Consider the following 17789-nt stretch of genomic DNA (forward strand, 5'->3'; position numbering starts at 1 on the left):
TAGTTCTATGATATTTTTGCTTATTTCATATTCGCTTTTTATTCATTAGGAATACTGTTACAAAAAAACTCTGCTAATCGTGCAGCAGAGTATAATACAATTTATTAAACCTGAGAAAATTCTTTTTAAATTGGAGTAAGACCATGAAAAGTTTCTTATTTCCAATTATGATAAAGGATCTTTAACATTTATTAGATTTATGAATTGGTACGCTCATTTAAGTAACTGTTTTCACCGGGAGAAAAATGAACATTTTGCAGGTTTTCCGGCTGTTGTTCCGGGTCTGGGTGGGTCGTAGTATGTTCAACTTCTTTAATTTCCGGATAATCAATTTCAGTGGTTTTTACGCTTTTCTTTTTTTCCTCATTCATGCTATCCCTCCTTTGTAACAATATCATGTGCCACAACTGGCGTCTCTATCCGTCCTATCATTTTTATCACATAAACGTCATTCCTAACGTTAACTGATGCTCCAACATCATTCATGAGTCCGCAAAAAAAGGCTGCCTGTGAGTCGACATTCGACTTACAAGCAGCCCGATTTATTTGACATTTTTATCACAACAGTTCCTAACGTCTTCTCATGAATTTAAATTAACGAACATAATTAATATGCTTTAATGTATCCCTTATCACTTGCAAATCATCTTCAGAGTATATCGGCGCGTGATTAAGCTGGTTTCTTATAAATCCGCATAAATCCTTTTTGTTTGTAAAACGATAGGAATCTCCATCATTGGATAAATCTAAAACGCCCTGGTTGTACGCTTCATCTTTAACTGATTCGTAACCAAAATAGACGATTGGTGTTGCATACATTTTATGTTCCAAGCGTTCTAACAGATATTGGGAGAGTATCTGTGCGGAACGTTTCGCTTGCTTGGCCGGATCCCCGTAAGATTTGATTTGTACCATCGGCGTATCAGGTTCGTCATTATTTTTAGTTTCTACAAATACAAGCGTTTGGTCCTCATGACTATCTTTTGAACCCATCATATCATTAATAAAAGAGAACATGCCCGCATTATTTCTGTTCAAACCATGAATGATCTTCCCCCGCCAAAACTTTGTTTCAACAATAAAAAGTCCGGCCGGAAGCAAAATAAGATGATCAATTTGACGGGTTTTCATTAGACCGGTCTCGGTTGTATATGGAATAAATAAATTAGGCAAAATGAACATTTCTGAGGAAGTCAATTTACCTTCTTTTATTAATTGTTGTTTTAGCCCTTCGAGAATTTGATGTGTTTCAATTTCACCAGAGTTCCGGGAATACATTTGTAAATCAATGACATGCTGCTGAAGGGCATCAATTGATCGGTTTAATTCATTGATTTGCCCGTAGTAATTTTCCTCCATATCCTGAAGCTGCTGCTTGTAATCAAATTCTTTCTGTTCTTGCTGAGTCTCAAATAAGCTTTGAGTTGCCGCTATTTCAGTTTGGTGCTTCTTAACAAGCCGCGCTTCGGTTTCTTTCATCCTTTTTCTAAGATCAAATATATACCAAATGCCCGCGCCAAGGGCTAATATTAATATGATGATAATGAAAATGCTCATATTTATTCCCCTCTCCATAAACTCATTCGTTACAGGAAGAATTCTTATGACTGATATTACCATTGTTCGAGAGTAAGTGCCATTTTTATAGGATACTACTAAGAGAATGATCTTTCTATTTTTAAAAATTGGTAATAATGTTCTTGCAGTGGGTTTGCCTCACCGCAAACATGTGATATATTCTGATGTTAAGGAGCCAAACGTGATATTAAATTAACGGAGGTTATTGGAGAGATAGATGTTTAGCGTAGGTTACAGAACCATTAAAACAGCAATCGGGGCTGGTATTGCCATCGGCATCGCGCAGCTATTGGGTTTAAATTTTTATATTTCAGCGGGCATTATTACGATTTTATGTATCAAGCCAACAAAGAAAGCATCATTATACAGTGCTTGGCAGCGTTTTATTGCCTGTCTCCTTGCCATGGTGTTTGCCGTGATCTTTTTTCATATTCTTGGGTATCATCCGTGGACAATTATGCTCGTATTGATTCTGTTTATTCCTTCACTTGTAAAGCTGAAGGCACAAGACGCCGTTGGGACCAGTTCGGTTATTATCTTACAATTATATTCACTGGAAAAAACAACTATAGGAATTATCTGGAACCAATTTCAGGTTATTGTGATCGGGATCGGCGTTGCGCTTTTGATTAACTGGTATATGCCAAGTGTGGAAAGCAAAATTATTAAATACCGAAAAAAAATAGAAGATAACTTTTCAATTATTTTAAAGGAATTCGCCGTCTATCTTCGTAAAGGGGACTCCGATTGGGCAGGTAAAGAGATCATTGAAACTGGCGACATTTTAAAAGAAGCCAAACTTCTCTCGCTCAAAGATATTGAAAATCACCCTTTTCGTGAAAAAGACAGTTATTATGCGTATTTTATTATGCGGGAAGAACAATTTGAAATTCTGGAACGGCTCATGCCAAAGATTGCTTCACTTGATAAGACTTACAAGCAAGGGGAACTTATAGCAGACTTTTTGGAGCGCTTAAGTCAAAAAGTATCGCCAAAAAACACGGCAGATGTGTTCCTGGACGATTTAGAAGCCATGCGGGCGGAATTTCGCGAATCTCCGCTTCCAAAAGATCGGACTGAATTTGAGATTCGTTCGGCACTTGCACATTTTGTTAATGAAATGGAAAGTTATCTGGAATTAAAAAGCCAATTGAAACAACCTGCCAATTCAGGAGAGATAAAACAGCTAAAATAGACGGGATTAACCCGTCTGTTTTTACTTATATATTTTATTCAAAAGGGTTAACCTTTGTAATAAGAATCCGTTTTGTAAGGTACAAAGACAACAGTAAAAGAAAACCGCCGCAAATCTCAACGTCCGCAATATTAAAGATCACCGGAAAATGATAAAAAGAGATGAAATCGACAACGTATCCAAAGTACAATCGATCAATAAGATTTCCTAAAGCACCGCTAATTAATAAAGAAAAGCCTATTTGCGCTAACCTCGAATTTAGTCTAAACCTATTATACAAATAGATAATCACAAGGATCATACTAAAATTAATACGAATTAAAAGATTAGTGTCCCCTGAAAGCAATCCAAAACTGGCACCTGTGTTATGAATCAAATCCAATGACAGCCATCCAGGGATCACTTGAGTTAATTGATACATTGCTAAGTGTGTATCCATCCATCGCTTTGTACCCCAATCTAGTATAAAGAAAACCCCAATGATCCAAATTACCCGAGTCATTGTATGTCTTCCCTTTCTTGGAAACTTTCTATTAACTTTTAACATTATATTTACTTTTTCATATGAAAACCCTATTAAAGCATCTGTTCAAACAAATTAACACTTATTTCCCAAGTTCATTTACCGGCTAATTTTAAAGATAATCACATCACCAATGTCCTATTACAATATTGATAAGTGAATTAATTTTTTGAATAACATTTGCTACTTTAAGATATTCAATCACACCTTAACTTGTCATTACAATATTGACATCGTAACCGTATTGCACTCATTTATCCCGGTGCAACCGTCCGTAAAACTCCCGCCTCAAAACTTGAGTTTAAGCGCTGAAGTTTAGGCGGGAGATAACGGACGCTAACACCCCGATTTGTTCAACTAACCATCAGTGGGGGATGAACAAAACCCACACTGATGGAAGTTTCACTTTATTGGTGATTTTATCCAGGTTCTTTAAAAAGCTCCCTTACCCTGATGTTTCTTAACCAACATCCTTTATTAATCAAAATACGTAAAAAACCTTCATAAAAATTATATATGGTGTATATATTATATAAATCATACTAGAAATTTCGAAAGTGAAATCCTTTTATTAAAGTAAAAAAATCGAGCAAAGCTACAGAAACAGTAACAAAGAAATACGCTGAACATGTCTTTTTTAGCATATATGGAGACCTTAAATAGAAAGGGGTAAAGAATATGATATTTTCCGAATGGGATGAAATAACGGTCCATCAGGATCAAGACACATGGAAAGAAGAAGAACCAGTGACTCATCAAGACCTTGAGAAAGAAAAAGAAGCATTAAATCATAACCTAATCAATGAAAACGATAATGACAGTGTTTTATTATTGTTGGAAATAGCCAAGCAGCTGAACAAATGTATTACAAATTTAGAAGAAGAATACGGAACAAAAGCAGCAAAACTTGCAGAAACCCCATTTAATCGTTTAATACATCATATTTTGGATGTATACGATGGAACAAGCTGCAATATCAATTTAAGAGCTGATTACATAAATAATTATAACCTTAATTATGTGTAAGGCTATTTATCGATGAATCATTTTTAAGCAGCGACACAGCTGCTTTTTTTATTATCCTCCAAGTCTGACCTTTCCAGAAGTTACACTCTTACGGACGGTTGCACCGGGATAAATAGACCCGGCTTAAATCCTTTAGTTGTTCCCCTCTGGCCAGCTGTCGGAGAGCTTGTGGAGACAAAGATCGTTGCAGTTCCTGTGAAAAGAGGGTAAGATCGTCTGAAACCTCACGATATAAAAAACACCATCCTTTCCATAATTAATTTCTAGAAAGAATAGCGTTTTTTTCGTTTTTGGGATAATGATTTACACTAGGTTAATGGGCATGCGATGAGACCTCTATAAGGACTTAGCCCCCTTGGCTTCCGCCAATTCACCCCAACCCCCAACCAGCTTTCACTCTAAAACCCATTGAAAGTATCCACCTTAATGGATGGTTTGTTACACTTTCCATTTTTCCCAAATAGGTGGAGCTTTTTTATGCCCATTATTCATCAGTTATGTGTTTTTCATCAACATCTCTTTTAAGATTGAAAGTAAGACTGAATATAACTGAGAAGCTGGTGTGCCCTTATTTTTGTTGTATGGTGGTTTCTTACAAAATTGTAACCATTTGCAGCTATATAGTTGCGTTCTGAATCGTTATTTATATAATAAAGGAACTTTTCATAAAAGTTTGTCTCATTAATTTCTACAAAATGTACGTTTGGTTTAAAACCTAACTCAATTAAATCTGAACAAGTATCAGCTAAAAGTAATGTTTTGCATGCTAATACTTCAAAATACTTTAAAAGTGCATATTTTCTTGAAGAACAACAAGTAAAAAATGTCTTAGATTGATTAATTAATCTTGGGTATTCCGGAACCGTTAGTGCTGGATTACCGGGTTGATCAGAAGGATGAATATAGTACTTAAATCCAGGATGTCCATTCATTTTCTCTAATATTTTTTTACGTAATTGATAAAAAGAAGCGGATACTCGACCAATTAATAATCCGTCTATCCCTTCATATAAGTTATAATCTCTAAAAAACTCTGTATTCACATGATGTGGAAGCCATCTTACTTTTGTGGCGAATTCAGGATAAAGGTTGAGGAAATTATTTTTATATAATGGGAATATCAAACTTACTTTGCTTTTTTGCAAGTATTGTCTTCTAATCTCTACATAATCATCTACATCATGTGGCATATAGCCGATAGGAATATTTACTTTTTCTAAACCCGTCATACCCCACTTATGATGATCATTGATAAATTCATTTATTAGAATAAAATCTGGTTTAAATGGGCACATATCTATTATTTGATTTATGTCTGTCCGAGGGCTATAATCTGTAGTTGTTAATACAACACAATTTGTTAGCTTTTTGATCTCGTCCCAAAGATAAAATGAATTTTTATAGTAAGAATTAGAGAAATCATAATCTAATACCAATAGATTTAAGATTGGTATTCCCTCCCTATAATTTTTCTAAATATGACTTTACTCTATTATATTCATCGACAGACTAATCCATTACAGTCACTTACTGAGGGATTTTTATTTCAACAAATGTGACACTATTCCTCTGAATAACATTTAAATTAGAGGTATATTAGTGCCATTTCCGAGTAATACACAATTTACTTCTACTACGATTGGCAGTCAACTGTCATATGATCATGTTGGATATGAATCTCCCGCCAGAACCGATATCGTAGGTGATTCTAATAATCCATCATTTTATTTTGCTTATGATGGGACAAAAAACATTAGGTTTTCCAAGTTTCCCAAAAATAGAAATATTTTTTATTATAGCTATAAAATACTTATCCTTTTCATTTTTACAAATAAAAAGGAATTGGTTCTCAATCGCTTTGAATTTGAATCATTACCTATAAAATCGCCTGTTCAAACAAGTCAACACTTCTCTCCCAAGTCCAAGAACTTGCTTCTTTCTCACCTTCTGCCGCTAACCGCTTTCTAAGTTCAGGGTTTTCTATTAACCGTTCAATATCTTGTTGCAGACGGTTTTGATAACGATAGGACAACAAGCAATTTTCTTCATGGCGGGCGTAATCAGCATTTCCCCCATTATAAGTGGTGACAAGTGCAGCTCCTGTCTTCATTGCTTCTAATCCTGGTAAGGATGCTGTATCATATATAGAACTATTAACAAAAATATCCGTCTGATTATAGATAGCATTTAATTGTTGATCATTTTGTGGAAGAACAAATTGAAATAGCTGTTCTGAATATAGTTGTTTTAGTTTTTGTGAGGTTCTAAATTCATTAGGCGGAGTAATCAATGTCGCAATGATATGTGGATATTTCATTTTAATATTTGTTAAAACTTCGAGTAAATAATCTTGCTGCCGGTGCCAATTGCCGTCCTCTATTCGTCGAACGATAGCACTAACCATTATAGGTTTTTGAGCAGATCTTTGATGCAAATTCACAAACTCCGAAGATATTCCAACGGGTACTATTTTCCCAATTATTCCATGATTTAATTGGATAATGTCTTTCTGCCATTTGGATAAAACAACAAGTTTTTCTGTTGCGTTATAAGTAATAAATGAATGTTCATTCTCTGGAAGAAAAATTGGTTCATAACATAGACTGAGTCTTACATGTTTTCCTTTTCCCTGTACACTAGCCTCAGCGGCACCCGTAACTGTCGTATAATAATTTGAGATAATCACATCACTAGGCGGATAATCAACACCATTGATAAGCTGGTTATTTGTTCGAATAACATTTGCCATTAAAGGATATTCAATAACACCATAATCCGGCATAACAATATTGACATCGTGACCCCGCCGTACTAATCCATTAGCAAGCTCGGCCAGCATTCTTTGGGCGCCGCCTTTACATAAAGTCAGTATTCCAAATGTTATTTTCATTATGATTCGCCTCTTTTAACTGATATATGATAAGTAAGAATATCGTCTAAAGATTTCATAAAATCTATATCAGCTTCCCAGCCCAGGGCATTTATATCCGTCATATCCATGTGTATTGGGGATTCTTCTTCACATTTGTCAAAAATTACATGAATAGGCTTTTTCGTCAGTTCTTGATAACCTTCAATAACTTCCTTTAGACTTCTCGATTGACCTGATGAAATCTGATATTCTTTGCCAACGTCACCTTTTGTCAGAATCATTTCATAGGCTCGCACCGCGTCGCGAACGTCTATAAAATCTCTCCTCGCTTGAATATTATTAACATGACATTCAATAGGCTGATCGACTTCAAGTGAACTGGTAATTTCCTTTGCTAAAAGGGCACAAATACCATTTGACGGCCCGGGACCGATCAAATTCGTTGGTTTGGCTAACATAACTTTAACATTATACATTGCAGCCCATGCTTTAACCATCAATGCTTGTATCGTTTTACTAAGTCCATAAGGATGTAATGGAAGGTCCTCAGTTGATTTTTCTAATGCTGACCCTATCATCAGTACCTTAGCCTCTGGAATATGCTGTCTTACAGCTTCTAAAATATTTAAGCTGGCAATAACATTTGTCTCTATATAATTAACTGGCTGCCCCCATGAGCTTTTTGCATCATTCCTCCCTGCTAAATGTAAAATATAATCAGGTTGAATAGTTCCAACTAGTTCTTCTACTCGTTTGGCCAATAATAAATCACATTGAATTGTCTTTTGATTTTTGGGTTGCCTTCCCAAAGGGTAGACAGTATACCCCTGTTGTTTAAACCAATGACAAGCATGAACGCCTGTAAATCCTTCCGCACCCGTTATTAATATTTTCTTGTTCATGACGAAAGCATCCAACCTTTAAGTTCTTTCAGCATCTTGTCATAAGATTTTGCTGTATAATTAACATCTGTTCTTTTATTCACTAAAGTTCGGTCACTATAATGAGTAACATCACGATGGATGATAATATCTTTATGAAAAATTTCCTTAATTTTATTTAAAAGTTCGTATTTTGAAACTCTTTCAGCCGAAACAAGATGATATAACCCGGTTGCTTCTTGCTGTATGAGTGTTTCAATTACCTTTGCTAATTCTAATGTAGTGACACCGTTCCAGAACACCTGATCATAACCATCCACTTCTTTTTTTTGCTTCATAAACCAATGAAACAAGCCGATGCCATCTTTTAACTCAGGTCCAATTATTGATGTGCGAATAGTTAAATGTTTACCGCTAGTTATTTCTCCCAATGTTTTTGTTCTTGCATACATTGTTACACCATCCGGCACATCCGTTTCTTGGTAATTTCCTTTTTTACCTGAAAACACACAGTCTGAACTAAGGTGGATAAGCTTCCCGCCATATTGGTCTAATATTTTGGCTAGTAATTGCGGCAATAGACTATTAATCTTAATTGCTTCATAAGGATGATCTTCTGCGGCTTGATTAAGAATACCGACACAGTTAATCACAACATTTGGCTGAGTTTTTAAAAGAAACGATTCTAGATTGGAATCATCCAAACAGTCAAGAAAAACCCCCGATGTTTCAAAGGGGTCACGTGAGGAAGCAATCACCGTATATTTCTGACGGCTCTTAAGATAAGATGTAATCATATGACCAGCCATTCCTTTTGCGCCTAAAACTAAGATTTTCAAGGTAAAAAACCACCTTTGATCAGCATCTTCTTAATGTCATCTTTACTCATAAGATTATCTTTTGAGCAATAGCTTTCTAGTTTGAAGGCAGGGAATTTTTTATAATAATTATGGATGTTATTCATATTGATAGATGGTAAAATAACAAAATAATCTTTACCAAAGCTAACCGCTGTTTGAGTTTCATTTTCCGATAATAAGATTTCGTGAACTTTTTCTCCGGGTCTTATTCCCGTTACTTTAATTTGTACATCCTTTTTCCCTGATTCTTCTATCAGCACTTCAGCTAAATCGGCAATCCGGCATGTTGGCATTTTCATCACAAAAATTTCCCCGCCTTGACTTTCATCAGTGGCTTTAAATAATAATTTAATTGCTTCTTCAAGTGTTAAGAAAAATCGTGTCATTTCTAAATCAGTAACGCCAACCATTCCTTGATTTTTTATTTGATTCTTAAAAACATGAACGACACTGCCATTGGTTCCTAATACATTTCCGCCCCTGACACATACAAACTTTGTCTTAGAGGGTAATAAATTCGCGTGAATAATTAACTTTTCCCCTAAAGCTTTCGTCATACCATAAAAGTTAATCGGATTGGCAGCTTTATCAGTAGAAATATATATAACCTTCTTGACCTTATGATAAATTGCAGCTTCTATAACATTTTGTGTACCTACAACATTGGTCTTTAAAGCTTCATAAGGTTGATATTCGCAAACCGGTACGTGTTTTAAAGCTGCTAAGTGGTAAACATAATCAACGCCCTCACAAGCTTTTAGCAATTGATCTTGATCACGAATATCTCCGATAATAAATTTTAATTTATCATTCGCAAATGTTCTTTCCATTTCAACTTGATTAGCCTCATTCCGAGAAAAAACTCTTATTTCTTTTGGCTCTTTTTCAAGCAACTGGGATACAAGTTCATAGCCCCATGAACCAGTGCCGCCTGTAATAAGTATCGTACTGTTAAACAAAGCCTAACCCTCCTAAAATTAACTTGACAACTTTATCTGAAACATTTGAATCAGTATATCCCTTAGGACATTCCCAGTCTCTCCTTTGACCTGCCATTACATGAACCGACTCCACGATGCGCCTTTTTTTAACACCAGAGACAAGATTACTCCCACATTCCACTGTTTCAGGTCGTTCCGTTGTATTACGCATCGTAACGGTAGGCACATGAAAAATACAGCATTCTTCTTGAACCGTTCCGCTATCAGACAGAACACAAAACGCATGCTGCTCAAGCTTAATAAAATCAAAAAATCCAAAAGGCTCGTAAAACTCAACAAGCGGGTGTACCTGAATATCTTTTATTTTTTCTAATTTTGACTTTGTTCGGGGATGAATACTGCAGATTAATCTTTTTTGATACGTTTCAGCAATGTCATTAAGTGCATTAAAAATCTCCTTTAAATGTTCTTGATGATCGACCGTTTCAGCTCTATGCGCTGTAACAAGAAAATAATCCTTATCTATTAATTTAAGTCTTTTTAAAATTTGACTTTGATCAATAGCTGATTGGTAGTTTTGAATCACCTCATAGATCGGATTACCCGACACCATAATTCGTGATGGATGATGCCCCTCTTTTAATAAATTGTTTTTACTATTTACAGTATAAGGTAAGTTAACTGTTGCAACGGCATCTATCATTCTTCTATTTATTTCCTCCGGCACCTGACGATCAAAGCACCTATTTCCAGCTTCCATATGGACAACCGGTATCCCCATTCGCTCAACAAGCATGGCAGATAAAGCACTGTTTGTATCACCCAATACTAGGACACGATCCGGTTTTTCTTTTAGCAGAATAGATTCAAGTCTTTGAAACATAACACCTAATTGCTGACCTAAACTATGCTTTGATTGATGTAATAAATAATCAGGCTTCCGAAGCTTAAGTTCATCGAAAAATACGTCGCTTAATTGGTACGTAAAATTCTGTCCTGTATGGACAAGAATATGTTGATCCGTTAACTGATCTAATTTTTTAATAATTAAACTAAGGCGAATAATTTCCGGCCTTGTTCCTAATATTGTCATGACCTTCATGACCTTCACCTTCTTTAAAATAGAGCCTTCTTCCTTGGTTTTTAATTCGGGCTTTATTTGAATTTTTTCTAATAGCCAAATTAAATGGGGTAATATTACTAAATAAGCAGAATTTAATTTTACCTTTCTAATTAATAGATTATGTATCAAATCACAAATTGATTGGATAAAACGCCAAACATGGTAAAATTGGTTAAAAACACCTTTTCCCATCGTGCCAAAAAGATACACAATTGAATATATTAAAATCGATAAAGGGAAATTCACTAGATATGGCGTTCAGGAGATAAAATAACGCTTTGAAAGGAGGAAGCACAGGGCTTCATTGAAGCATATTCCTCCCTTAATCAGCTTCAGGTAAAGACTTCCTGTGCGAATAAATGAAAGTCTTATTTGTATTTTATGTGGCTAGCGGGGGTATGGAGACATTAAACAGGCAAAGATGTCACATTCTCCAAGAAAGAGGCATCACCTGTCACCAACTATATATCACGTCAGGCTCGGGTATGCAAAATATAAAGGATATTAAAACATTTGTTACAAACAATCCGAGTGAAATAAAAGAAATCATTAATAGGGAGAATTATCAAGTTATTATCGTCTGTTCCTATTATGATTTCCTTAAAACTTTACGCCAATTAGGTTATCGGGGCAAAATAATCTATGAACTGCAAGGAGCGGGTGTTAATGTAGAAAAATTTCTTGAACCCGGGGTACAGACAGTCAAAACTTATGCCGATGCAATCCTCATTCCTCAAACCACTCACTTGATACAAGTCATACAAAAATTTCTCCCTGACAAAAAAGTATTTTCTTTTCATAACTGCTTTGACTTTCGTACATTTAAATACCAAGAGGTTGAAACACCCCCACGGCCAATTATAGGCTGGGTTGGACGGCTAGAGCAAAATAAGAATTGGCGTGACTTTATAAAAATATCATCTCTCCTTAAGAACCACATACCAAATCTAGACATTTGGATGTTTGAAGATGCTTCATTGGCGCAGAAAAGCGAACGAAGACAATTTCAAAACCTTATCCAAAAACTTGGTATTTCTTCTTCACTTACAATCCGATCAAATATACCTCACGAACAGATGCCGTTTTATTATTCATCTATTGGGAAATCAGGAGGGTTTCTTTTATCGACATCAAAAAGTGAAGGATTCGGCTATGCCGTTGTTGAAGCAATGAGTTGCCGCTGCCCTGTCCTTACAACAGATTCTGACGGTGTGAAAGCCTTTGTTATAGATAATAAAACAGGGAAATTTTTCAATCATAGTCATATCAATCAAGCTGTCAGCAAAGGACTTGAACTTATTCTTATCAAAGAACAAAGAGAACAAATCATTCAAAATGCGTGGCAACAAATCAACACTATTTGTGACCCAATCCAATATTTTAATAACTTTGAACAGATGCTCTTATCTATAACAGACAAAACCGCCGGCTAACGGCGGTTTTGTTATTTTATTTCTTGAATAAGTGAATAAAGCTTTTTTCGATGCCTGTATTTCACAAGCCTGATTTCTTTAGGAATCTCACGCCTGTGCCTTTGACTGCCCATACCTTTATGAACACGATACTTAACTAAAGGCTGGTCTAAATAATAAAAGTCATAGAATTCTAGAATTCGCAGCCACATATCATAATCCTGTGTATAATTTAAACTTTCGTCAAACAAACCAACTTCATTAAACACCGACATTTTAACCATAACAGTACAGCCATTAATGATGCATCCATTTAACATATATTCAAGAAAAAATTTTTTATCTGAGGTGCCAATGCCCGCAGGATGACTTATCACTTTATCTTCTTCATTAATAAGATAATAATTACAATAACTTATTGAAGCATTTAAGCCTTTCATAAATGCCAGCTGTCTTTCAATTTTAACTGCTTCATATAAATCATCGGAACTTAGCCAAGAAAAATAATCCCCTGTCGCTCGTTTTATACCTGTGTTTAATGCACTTGCCGTCCCGCCATTTTCCTTTTCAATATATACAATTTTATCTAAATAGGGCTTTATTTTCTCTGTATAAGATGTTGAACCATCGTTAACTACAATGATCTCCTTATTTTCATATGTCTGATCCAACGCGCTTTTGATCGCTCTGTCTACATATGGATCGTTATAAAACGGAATAATGATTGATACTTTATCCATCAAGTCCCACTCCATTTAACCATTGATGATATTTTGAATATGTCCCAAAATCTCCTGAACCCTTTTAGCTGTCGTATGACGCTCTTTAACCATATTAAGCCCTTGCTTTACAATAAGTTCCCGCTCATGATCATGTTGTAAATAAAATTGAATTTTCTCCATAAAATTTTCTTCATTAATTTCGACAATCGTTTTACCGTCTTCGAAACCTAACTCTTGAAGTTCTGGGTTTGACGGTGCCAATAATAGCGTGCCTGATGCAAGTACCTCATAATATTTGAGAAGCGCAAAATGTTCTGCGCTGTCACAGGTAAGGAAAATTTTCGATTGATTAATAAGCTTTGCATAGCGTTCTCCAACGAATATATCGCTATTTTGTTCATTCACATCTTGGTACCCTGGATGAGGAATATATTTAAATTGAGGATGGGATTTCAGTACTTGATACATTTTATTTCTAAAAGGATAAATATGCGGCCATAAAGCACCTGACATTAATATATCTGTTGTTTTTGGCAAACTGTAATCTTTAAATATTGAATCTGGAACATGATGAGGAAACCAAATCATACGATCTTGAAACTCTCCGAAATATTTTATAAATGGATCCCGATAAATTGAAAAAATATGTCTAACATTCTCTTGTTCTATAAAACTTTTTCTTAGATGCATTTTATACTTTAAATCGTGCATGATAATCCCATATGGAATGGGAGAATCTCCTAGTCTTCTTATAAAAGGACAATAATCAGGCTTAAAATCATTTAATAAAATAAAATCAGGTTCAAAAGACAGCTGCCTCAAAATATCATTAATATAACCATGTTCGTGCCATAAAGTTAAATCAGTATGTTTTTTTAACTCTTCTGCAAGATAATAGCTTGATCTCTCGATATGTTGACTAAAGTCCTTTGTTATAAAAAGCAGTTTCATTTTAGCCGAATTTCCCGCCTTTCCTAATTATTTTATGACCGGTTATTGTTAATGTACTTAATATTGCTGTATTTCTACTAAGGAATATATAAATATTGAGTTAATATTTATATTGTTGCTTTTTTCCAAACCCATAATTAAATTATTAAACAGGATAGAAAAGAATATAAACCCGGGCTGTAATATATAACAACCCGGGTCACTTTTTATCCATCTTTATGAAACTGGTACAAAAGTAGTAGATGTACCGAAATCTAATGATACAATGTCTCTTATTCGAACCAAAACAGTACCGGTACCTGCAGAGCCCATTTCTCTAAAAGTCACAAAATTATTAAATACTCTTTCCACTGTAACTCCAAATAGACTTTGTCCATTGATTAACGAAACTTCATTTATGACTTGATCGGTTTCTGCAAGAAAACGTAATACAGTTCGAAAATTCACATGTTGACGGTTATGGCGACGATCATGATCATGGTCATGGTCATGGTTATTGATATGGCTCAAGCTCTTCCCCCCCTGATTTGAATTAACTAGATAATTTCTAGTTTCACTTATATATATGGTTATTTCTTTAACTTTGACTAGACTTATATCTTTTAAATAAAAAAATAAGAAGATAGTATATATTTTTTTAAAAGCATTCAACTGTAGCTGTAGAAAATCCACTAGTAACAATAACCTTATAGAGATATTTATCTTAGATGCATAGATTTTGAAAATAAACAAAAATATTACCAATGTATTTAAGGGAGGGCCATTCATTAGGGAAAACAGGTATGACAAGAACGGATTAAGTCAATTGTAAATATATCAAGGAATACTCGAATAAAGACTCTTTCCTCCTAAAAATTTTATTACCTTACATTATAATACCTATTAAATTTAGATGTTTATCTAACTATTACAGCTGCCCATCAAACTAACTTTAATGACTCCCAAAATCATTATATTCCCTTTATTGATTAACAATACCGACCATAACATCTTCAAGCTTATTAATTACTTTTTCATAAGAAAGTTTCTCTGAAGTTTCCCTGCCGTTTTTGGCTAAGGTTTTTCTTAGTTCTGGATTATCAAAGAGATCTTTGACTGCTGTAGCCATGCCATCAATATCACCTGGTTCCACTAAAATGGCATTGAACTGATCTTTTGCATATTCTTCAACACCGCCGCATTTCGTTGAGACAACAGGTACCCCGCACGCCATCGCTTCCAATGGCGGCATACCAAATCCTTCATACCAAGACGGAAACAAATGGATGTCGCTTAATTGGTACCAAGTCACCAGCTCCTTTTCACTGGGCTGTACAATATAATTAATCGGGAAGGGGAATTCATCTATTAAAGGTTGATGTTGGCAAACCCAATTAACAATAAAACGTTGCCCTGAAAACCATACTTTTTTTAAAGCACTTAATGCGACATCAAAGCCTTTAAAAGATAAAGAGGGATTGCCGACAAGGCTTATTATGTGATGTCCTAAATCATCTTGTTTATTTGGATGGTAGAGATCAGTATCAATACCATTTGAAATAACTGGTGTCTCAATGTTATAACGGGTTTTAATTACTTCAGAAATATAAGAAGAGGAACTGATAATAGTAATATTACTTTGATAACAACTTTTTAAGTAGTCGCGTACAAAGGGAACATCTTGAATATTTGGAATATCCCCAAACAACCACTCATAACCTTGGTCATAATATAAAACTTTAGTTGATGCGTTTTGCAGCTCGGGAAGTTGATTTATCCAACCGGCAACAGCTATATCACATTCTCCAATAACATTAGCGAAAGATTCATGGGTCGGGACCAAGATTTCCTTATCAACTTCTAGTTCGAACCAACTTGGTAAAACAGGTGTGCCTTGTTCTCCTTTAAAATAGGCATAGATATGATGCCCTTGTTCTCTTAATTTTTTCATTTGCTGTAATAAAACTTTCAAGCCGCCTGTGACGTTATGATGTGGAATCAGGTAACCAATAGTAAGTTTTCTTTTTTCGTTAGCCCTTGTTTTGGATTGCTTTTTTTCAACTTGATTGTTTTTTTGGGTTAATGAAGGATATACTTTAAATAAATGGGCGCCGTTATCACCAATTTTCACTTTCTTATAGCTAAAATCAAATGATGACAGATCAACAAGACTCCATCTGCTTTTATGTTGTTCCAAAACATTGCCATTATAATCTTGTTGAGGTGACGGGTATATAGGAGTAGATATAATTAATGATTTATTTGTATGTTCTAATAGTTTCCTGATAACTTGCTTTCCTTCTTCTTTTTCAAAGTGTTCTAATACATCAACGAGGAGTATCGTATCATAATTATCTAAACTATCAATAATATTTTGTATTTTACCGTAATAAATTTGATTATAAACGTAAGAATGAATAGGATTCTCATAATCTTTAAATCCTTCAACGCCATCGATTTTTAAGTTCCAATGTTCTTTATTATATCGCTCGTATGGGATATCAAAAACTTCACGTAAAAGGACACCATATTTTCCAAACCCTACACCAATATCTAAAATAGATTGGGGCTGATCTATTAATACATGCTCAATAATATCTGGAATTGTTTGATACCAACTAGTCGGCATAATGACCACCTAATTCCTTTATTTTTGTTTCCAAATAATTTTTGTTATAGATGATAGAGGAATTGTTAGGATTATATTTTCTTGCCATTTCATTATGGTAAAAAGCTGATCTGTAATTTCCTAAAAGATCATAGCAAACGCATAGCTGAAGATGGGGGAGCCAAGTATAGCATGCATGATTAATAAACCCGCCTATTTTTTCCACTCTTTTGACATCTAATTTGGTTGCCAAGTCGTACCAAAAGATAGCCTTTTCTAAATCCTTTTTTGATAAATAAATATAACCTAATCTGCAGCATTGGTCTGCACGCGGAAGATCATATGTGAATGACTTTAAGATATATGGTATGGCTTCATCCATATCATCACTTTCTATAAATATATCAGCAATTTTGGCACAGGCATTAATACAATCTTCACTCCATCCTTGATTTGTGTCCAGAAAATTATTGTAATATTCAATAGCCCTTTCAAACAATTGATGGTCATAGCATTCATTAGCATAATAATAAAGATCACGGGGTGTAAAAGTGACACCCCTTTTTAGCATATTTTCATAAATTCTTAAATTTCTATCGCTCAGGGATGTTTTACTGCTTTTATGGGTAATACATATATCGCTGTATATAATATTGCCGCCAACTTCTAAATATTCATGAACAGCCCCGTACCATTTAAAATGGTTGCTCCTTTTTACTAATCGGTTCCTTCTATTACTAAATGTTACATCTCCTTCAGAGTTAAAAGCTAAATTATAGTGCATTGATACAGCATCAATCGACGAATCCAAGTGACCTTTTAATGCCATAAATTTTTTTCTATCTTCCTCTAAAACAACATCATCGGCATCGAGCCAGAAGATATAGTCCATCTTAGCTTTGCTAAATGCATAATTACGGGCTGCGGAGAAATCATCAATCCATTTAAAATCATAAATGCTGTTTCTCGGGCAATTTCTTTTGTTTCATCAGTTGAGCCCGTATCAACAATAATAATCTCATCGACTAATTCTTTTACTGATTCCAGGCAGCGACTAAGTACCGCCTCTTCATTTTTTACAATCATACAAAGGCTGATGGTTGCCAAAATAACCGACC

The 17789-nt window shown here is 34.8% G+C and carries 18 protein-coding genes; 3 read left to right on the forward strand and 15 right to left on the reverse strand.

Translation table 11 applies throughout. The features are described from left to right. Positions 1–197: 197 nt before the first annotated feature. Together ACFQRG_RS15530 and ACFQRG_RS15535 are read right to left on the reverse strand one after the other, a co-directional pair. On the reverse strand, positions 198–371 hold the full coding sequence (locus ACFQRG_RS15530) for a hypothetical protein (protein WP_380967654.1): 174 nt from the start codon (positions 369–371) through the stop codon (positions 198–200). A gap of 223 nt (positions 372–594) precedes the next feature. Then, on the reverse strand, positions 595–1557 hold the full coding sequence (locus ACFQRG_RS15535) for a nuclease-related domain-containing protein (protein WP_380967656.1): 963 nt from the start codon (positions 1555–1557) through the stop codon (positions 595–597). Between the two features lie 238 nt (positions 1558–1795). Here ACFQRG_RS15535 and ACFQRG_RS15540 point away from each other — a divergent pair, with 238 nt between their 5' ends. Next, complete coding sequence (locus ACFQRG_RS15540) at positions 1796–2773, forward strand: aromatic acid exporter family protein (RefSeq protein ID WP_380967658.1); 978 nt, start codon at positions 1796–1798, stop codon at positions 2771–2773. Between the two features lie 34 nt (positions 2774–2807). On the opposite strand, the gene lspA is transcribed toward ACFQRG_RS15540, so the two are convergent. Further along, positions 2808–3275, reverse strand: coding sequence for a signal peptidase II (gene lspA, locus ACFQRG_RS15545; RefSeq protein ID WP_380967661.1), 468 nt, complete (start codon positions 3273–3275; stop codon positions 2808–2810). Positions 3276–3974: 699 nt separating this feature from the next. On the opposite strand from lspA, the gene ACFQRG_RS15550 reads away from it, so the two are divergent. Continuing rightward, positions 3975–4322, forward strand: a complete 348-nt coding sequence (locus tag ACFQRG_RS15550; RefSeq protein WP_380967664.1) for a hypothetical protein — start codon at positions 3975–3977, stop codon at positions 4320–4322. A 521-nt stretch (positions 4323–4843) separates the two neighbouring features. Here ACFQRG_RS15550 and ACFQRG_RS15555 read toward each other — a convergent pair. From ACFQRG_RS15555 to wecB, 6 genes are all read right to left on the reverse strand, one after another. After that, positions 4844–5551, reverse strand: coding sequence for a glycosyltransferase family protein (locus ACFQRG_RS15555; protein ID WP_380967666.1), 708 nt, complete (start codon positions 5549–5551; stop codon positions 4844–4846). Positions 5552–6198: 647 nt separating this feature from the next. Continuing rightward, positions 6199–7212 carry a glycosyltransferase family 4 protein gene (locus ACFQRG_RS15560; RefSeq protein WP_380967668.1) on the reverse strand — a complete coding sequence of 338 codons (1014 nt, stop codon included), beginning with the start codon at positions 7210–7212 and terminating at the stop codon, positions 6199–6201. Continuing rightward, entirely contained in the window at positions 7212–8096 is an 885-nt protein-coding gene (locus tag ACFQRG_RS15565; RefSeq protein WP_380967670.1) for an NAD-dependent epimerase/dehydratase family protein, read from the reverse strand. The genes ACFQRG_RS15560 and ACFQRG_RS15565 overlap by 1 nt, the downstream gene beginning before the upstream one ends. Continuing rightward, complete coding sequence (locus tag ACFQRG_RS15570) at positions 8093–8914, reverse strand: dTDP-4-dehydrorhamnose reductase family protein (RefSeq protein ID WP_380967672.1); 822 nt, start codon at positions 8912–8914, stop codon at positions 8093–8095. The genes ACFQRG_RS15565 and ACFQRG_RS15570 overlap by 4 nt, the downstream gene beginning before the upstream one ends. After that, a complete protein-coding gene (locus tag ACFQRG_RS15575) occupies positions 8911–9894 on the reverse strand; it encodes a polysaccharide biosynthesis protein (RefSeq protein ID WP_380967674.1) in 984 nt (327 codons plus the stop codon). Before ACFQRG_RS15575 ends, ACFQRG_RS15570 begins: the two co-directional genes overlap by 4 nt. Continuing rightward, positions 9887–10978: a non-hydrolyzing UDP-N-acetylglucosamine 2-epimerase gene (gene wecB, locus ACFQRG_RS15580; protein ID WP_380967676.1), complete on the reverse strand. Its 1092-nt coding sequence runs from the start codon at positions 10976–10978 to the stop codon at positions 9887–9889. The genes ACFQRG_RS15575 and wecB overlap by 8 nt, the downstream gene beginning before the upstream one ends. A 506-nt stretch (positions 10979–11484) precedes the next feature. Here wecB and ACFQRG_RS15585 point away from each other — a divergent pair. Continuing rightward, positions 11485–12432, forward strand: a complete 948-nt coding sequence (locus ACFQRG_RS15585) for a glycosyltransferase family 4 protein (protein ID WP_380967678.1) — start codon at positions 11485–11487, stop codon at positions 12430–12432. Between the two features lie 11 nt (positions 12433–12443). Here ACFQRG_RS15585 and ACFQRG_RS15590 read toward each other — a convergent pair whose 3' ends face one another. The 6 genes from ACFQRG_RS15590 to ACFQRG_RS15615 all read right to left on the reverse strand — a co-directional run bounded on the left by ACFQRG_RS15590 (position 12444) and on the right by ACFQRG_RS15615 (position 17778). Beyond that, complete coding sequence (locus ACFQRG_RS15590) at positions 12444–13151, reverse strand: glycosyltransferase (RefSeq protein WP_380967680.1); 708 nt, start codon at positions 13149–13151, stop codon at positions 12444–12446. Between the two features lie 15 nt (positions 13152–13166). Then, positions 13167–14084, reverse strand: a complete 918-nt coding sequence (locus ACFQRG_RS15595) for a glycosyltransferase (RefSeq protein ID WP_380967681.1) — start codon at positions 14082–14084, stop codon at positions 13167–13169. Between the two features lie 216 nt (positions 14085–14300). Next, positions 14301–14594, reverse strand: coding sequence for a hypothetical protein (locus ACFQRG_RS15600; RefSeq protein WP_380967683.1), 294 nt, complete (start codon positions 14592–14594; stop codon positions 14301–14303). Positions 14595–15045: 451 nt separating this feature from the next. Then, on the reverse strand, positions 15046–16692 hold the full coding sequence (locus tag ACFQRG_RS15605) for a glycosyltransferase (RefSeq protein WP_380967685.1): 1647 nt from the start codon (positions 16690–16692) through the stop codon (positions 15046–15048). Continuing rightward, positions 16682–17563: a tetratricopeptide repeat-containing glycosyltransferase gene (locus ACFQRG_RS15610; RefSeq protein ID WP_380967687.1), complete on the reverse strand. Its 882-nt coding sequence runs from the start codon at positions 17561–17563 to the stop codon at positions 16682–16684. Before ACFQRG_RS15610 ends, ACFQRG_RS15605 begins: the two co-directional genes overlap by 11 nt. Then, complete coding sequence (locus ACFQRG_RS15615; protein WP_380967689.1) at positions 17521–17778, reverse strand: glycosyltransferase; 258 nt, start codon at positions 17776–17778, stop codon at positions 17521–17523. Before ACFQRG_RS15615 ends, ACFQRG_RS15610 begins: the two co-directional genes overlap by 43 nt. Positions 17779–17789: the final 11 nt, after the last annotated feature.

Source organism: Scopulibacillus cellulosilyticus (assembly GCF_042665295.1).
Lineage (GTDB): Bacteria > Bacillota > Bacilli > Bacillales > Sporolactobacillaceae > Scopulibacillus_A > Scopulibacillus_A cellulosilyticus.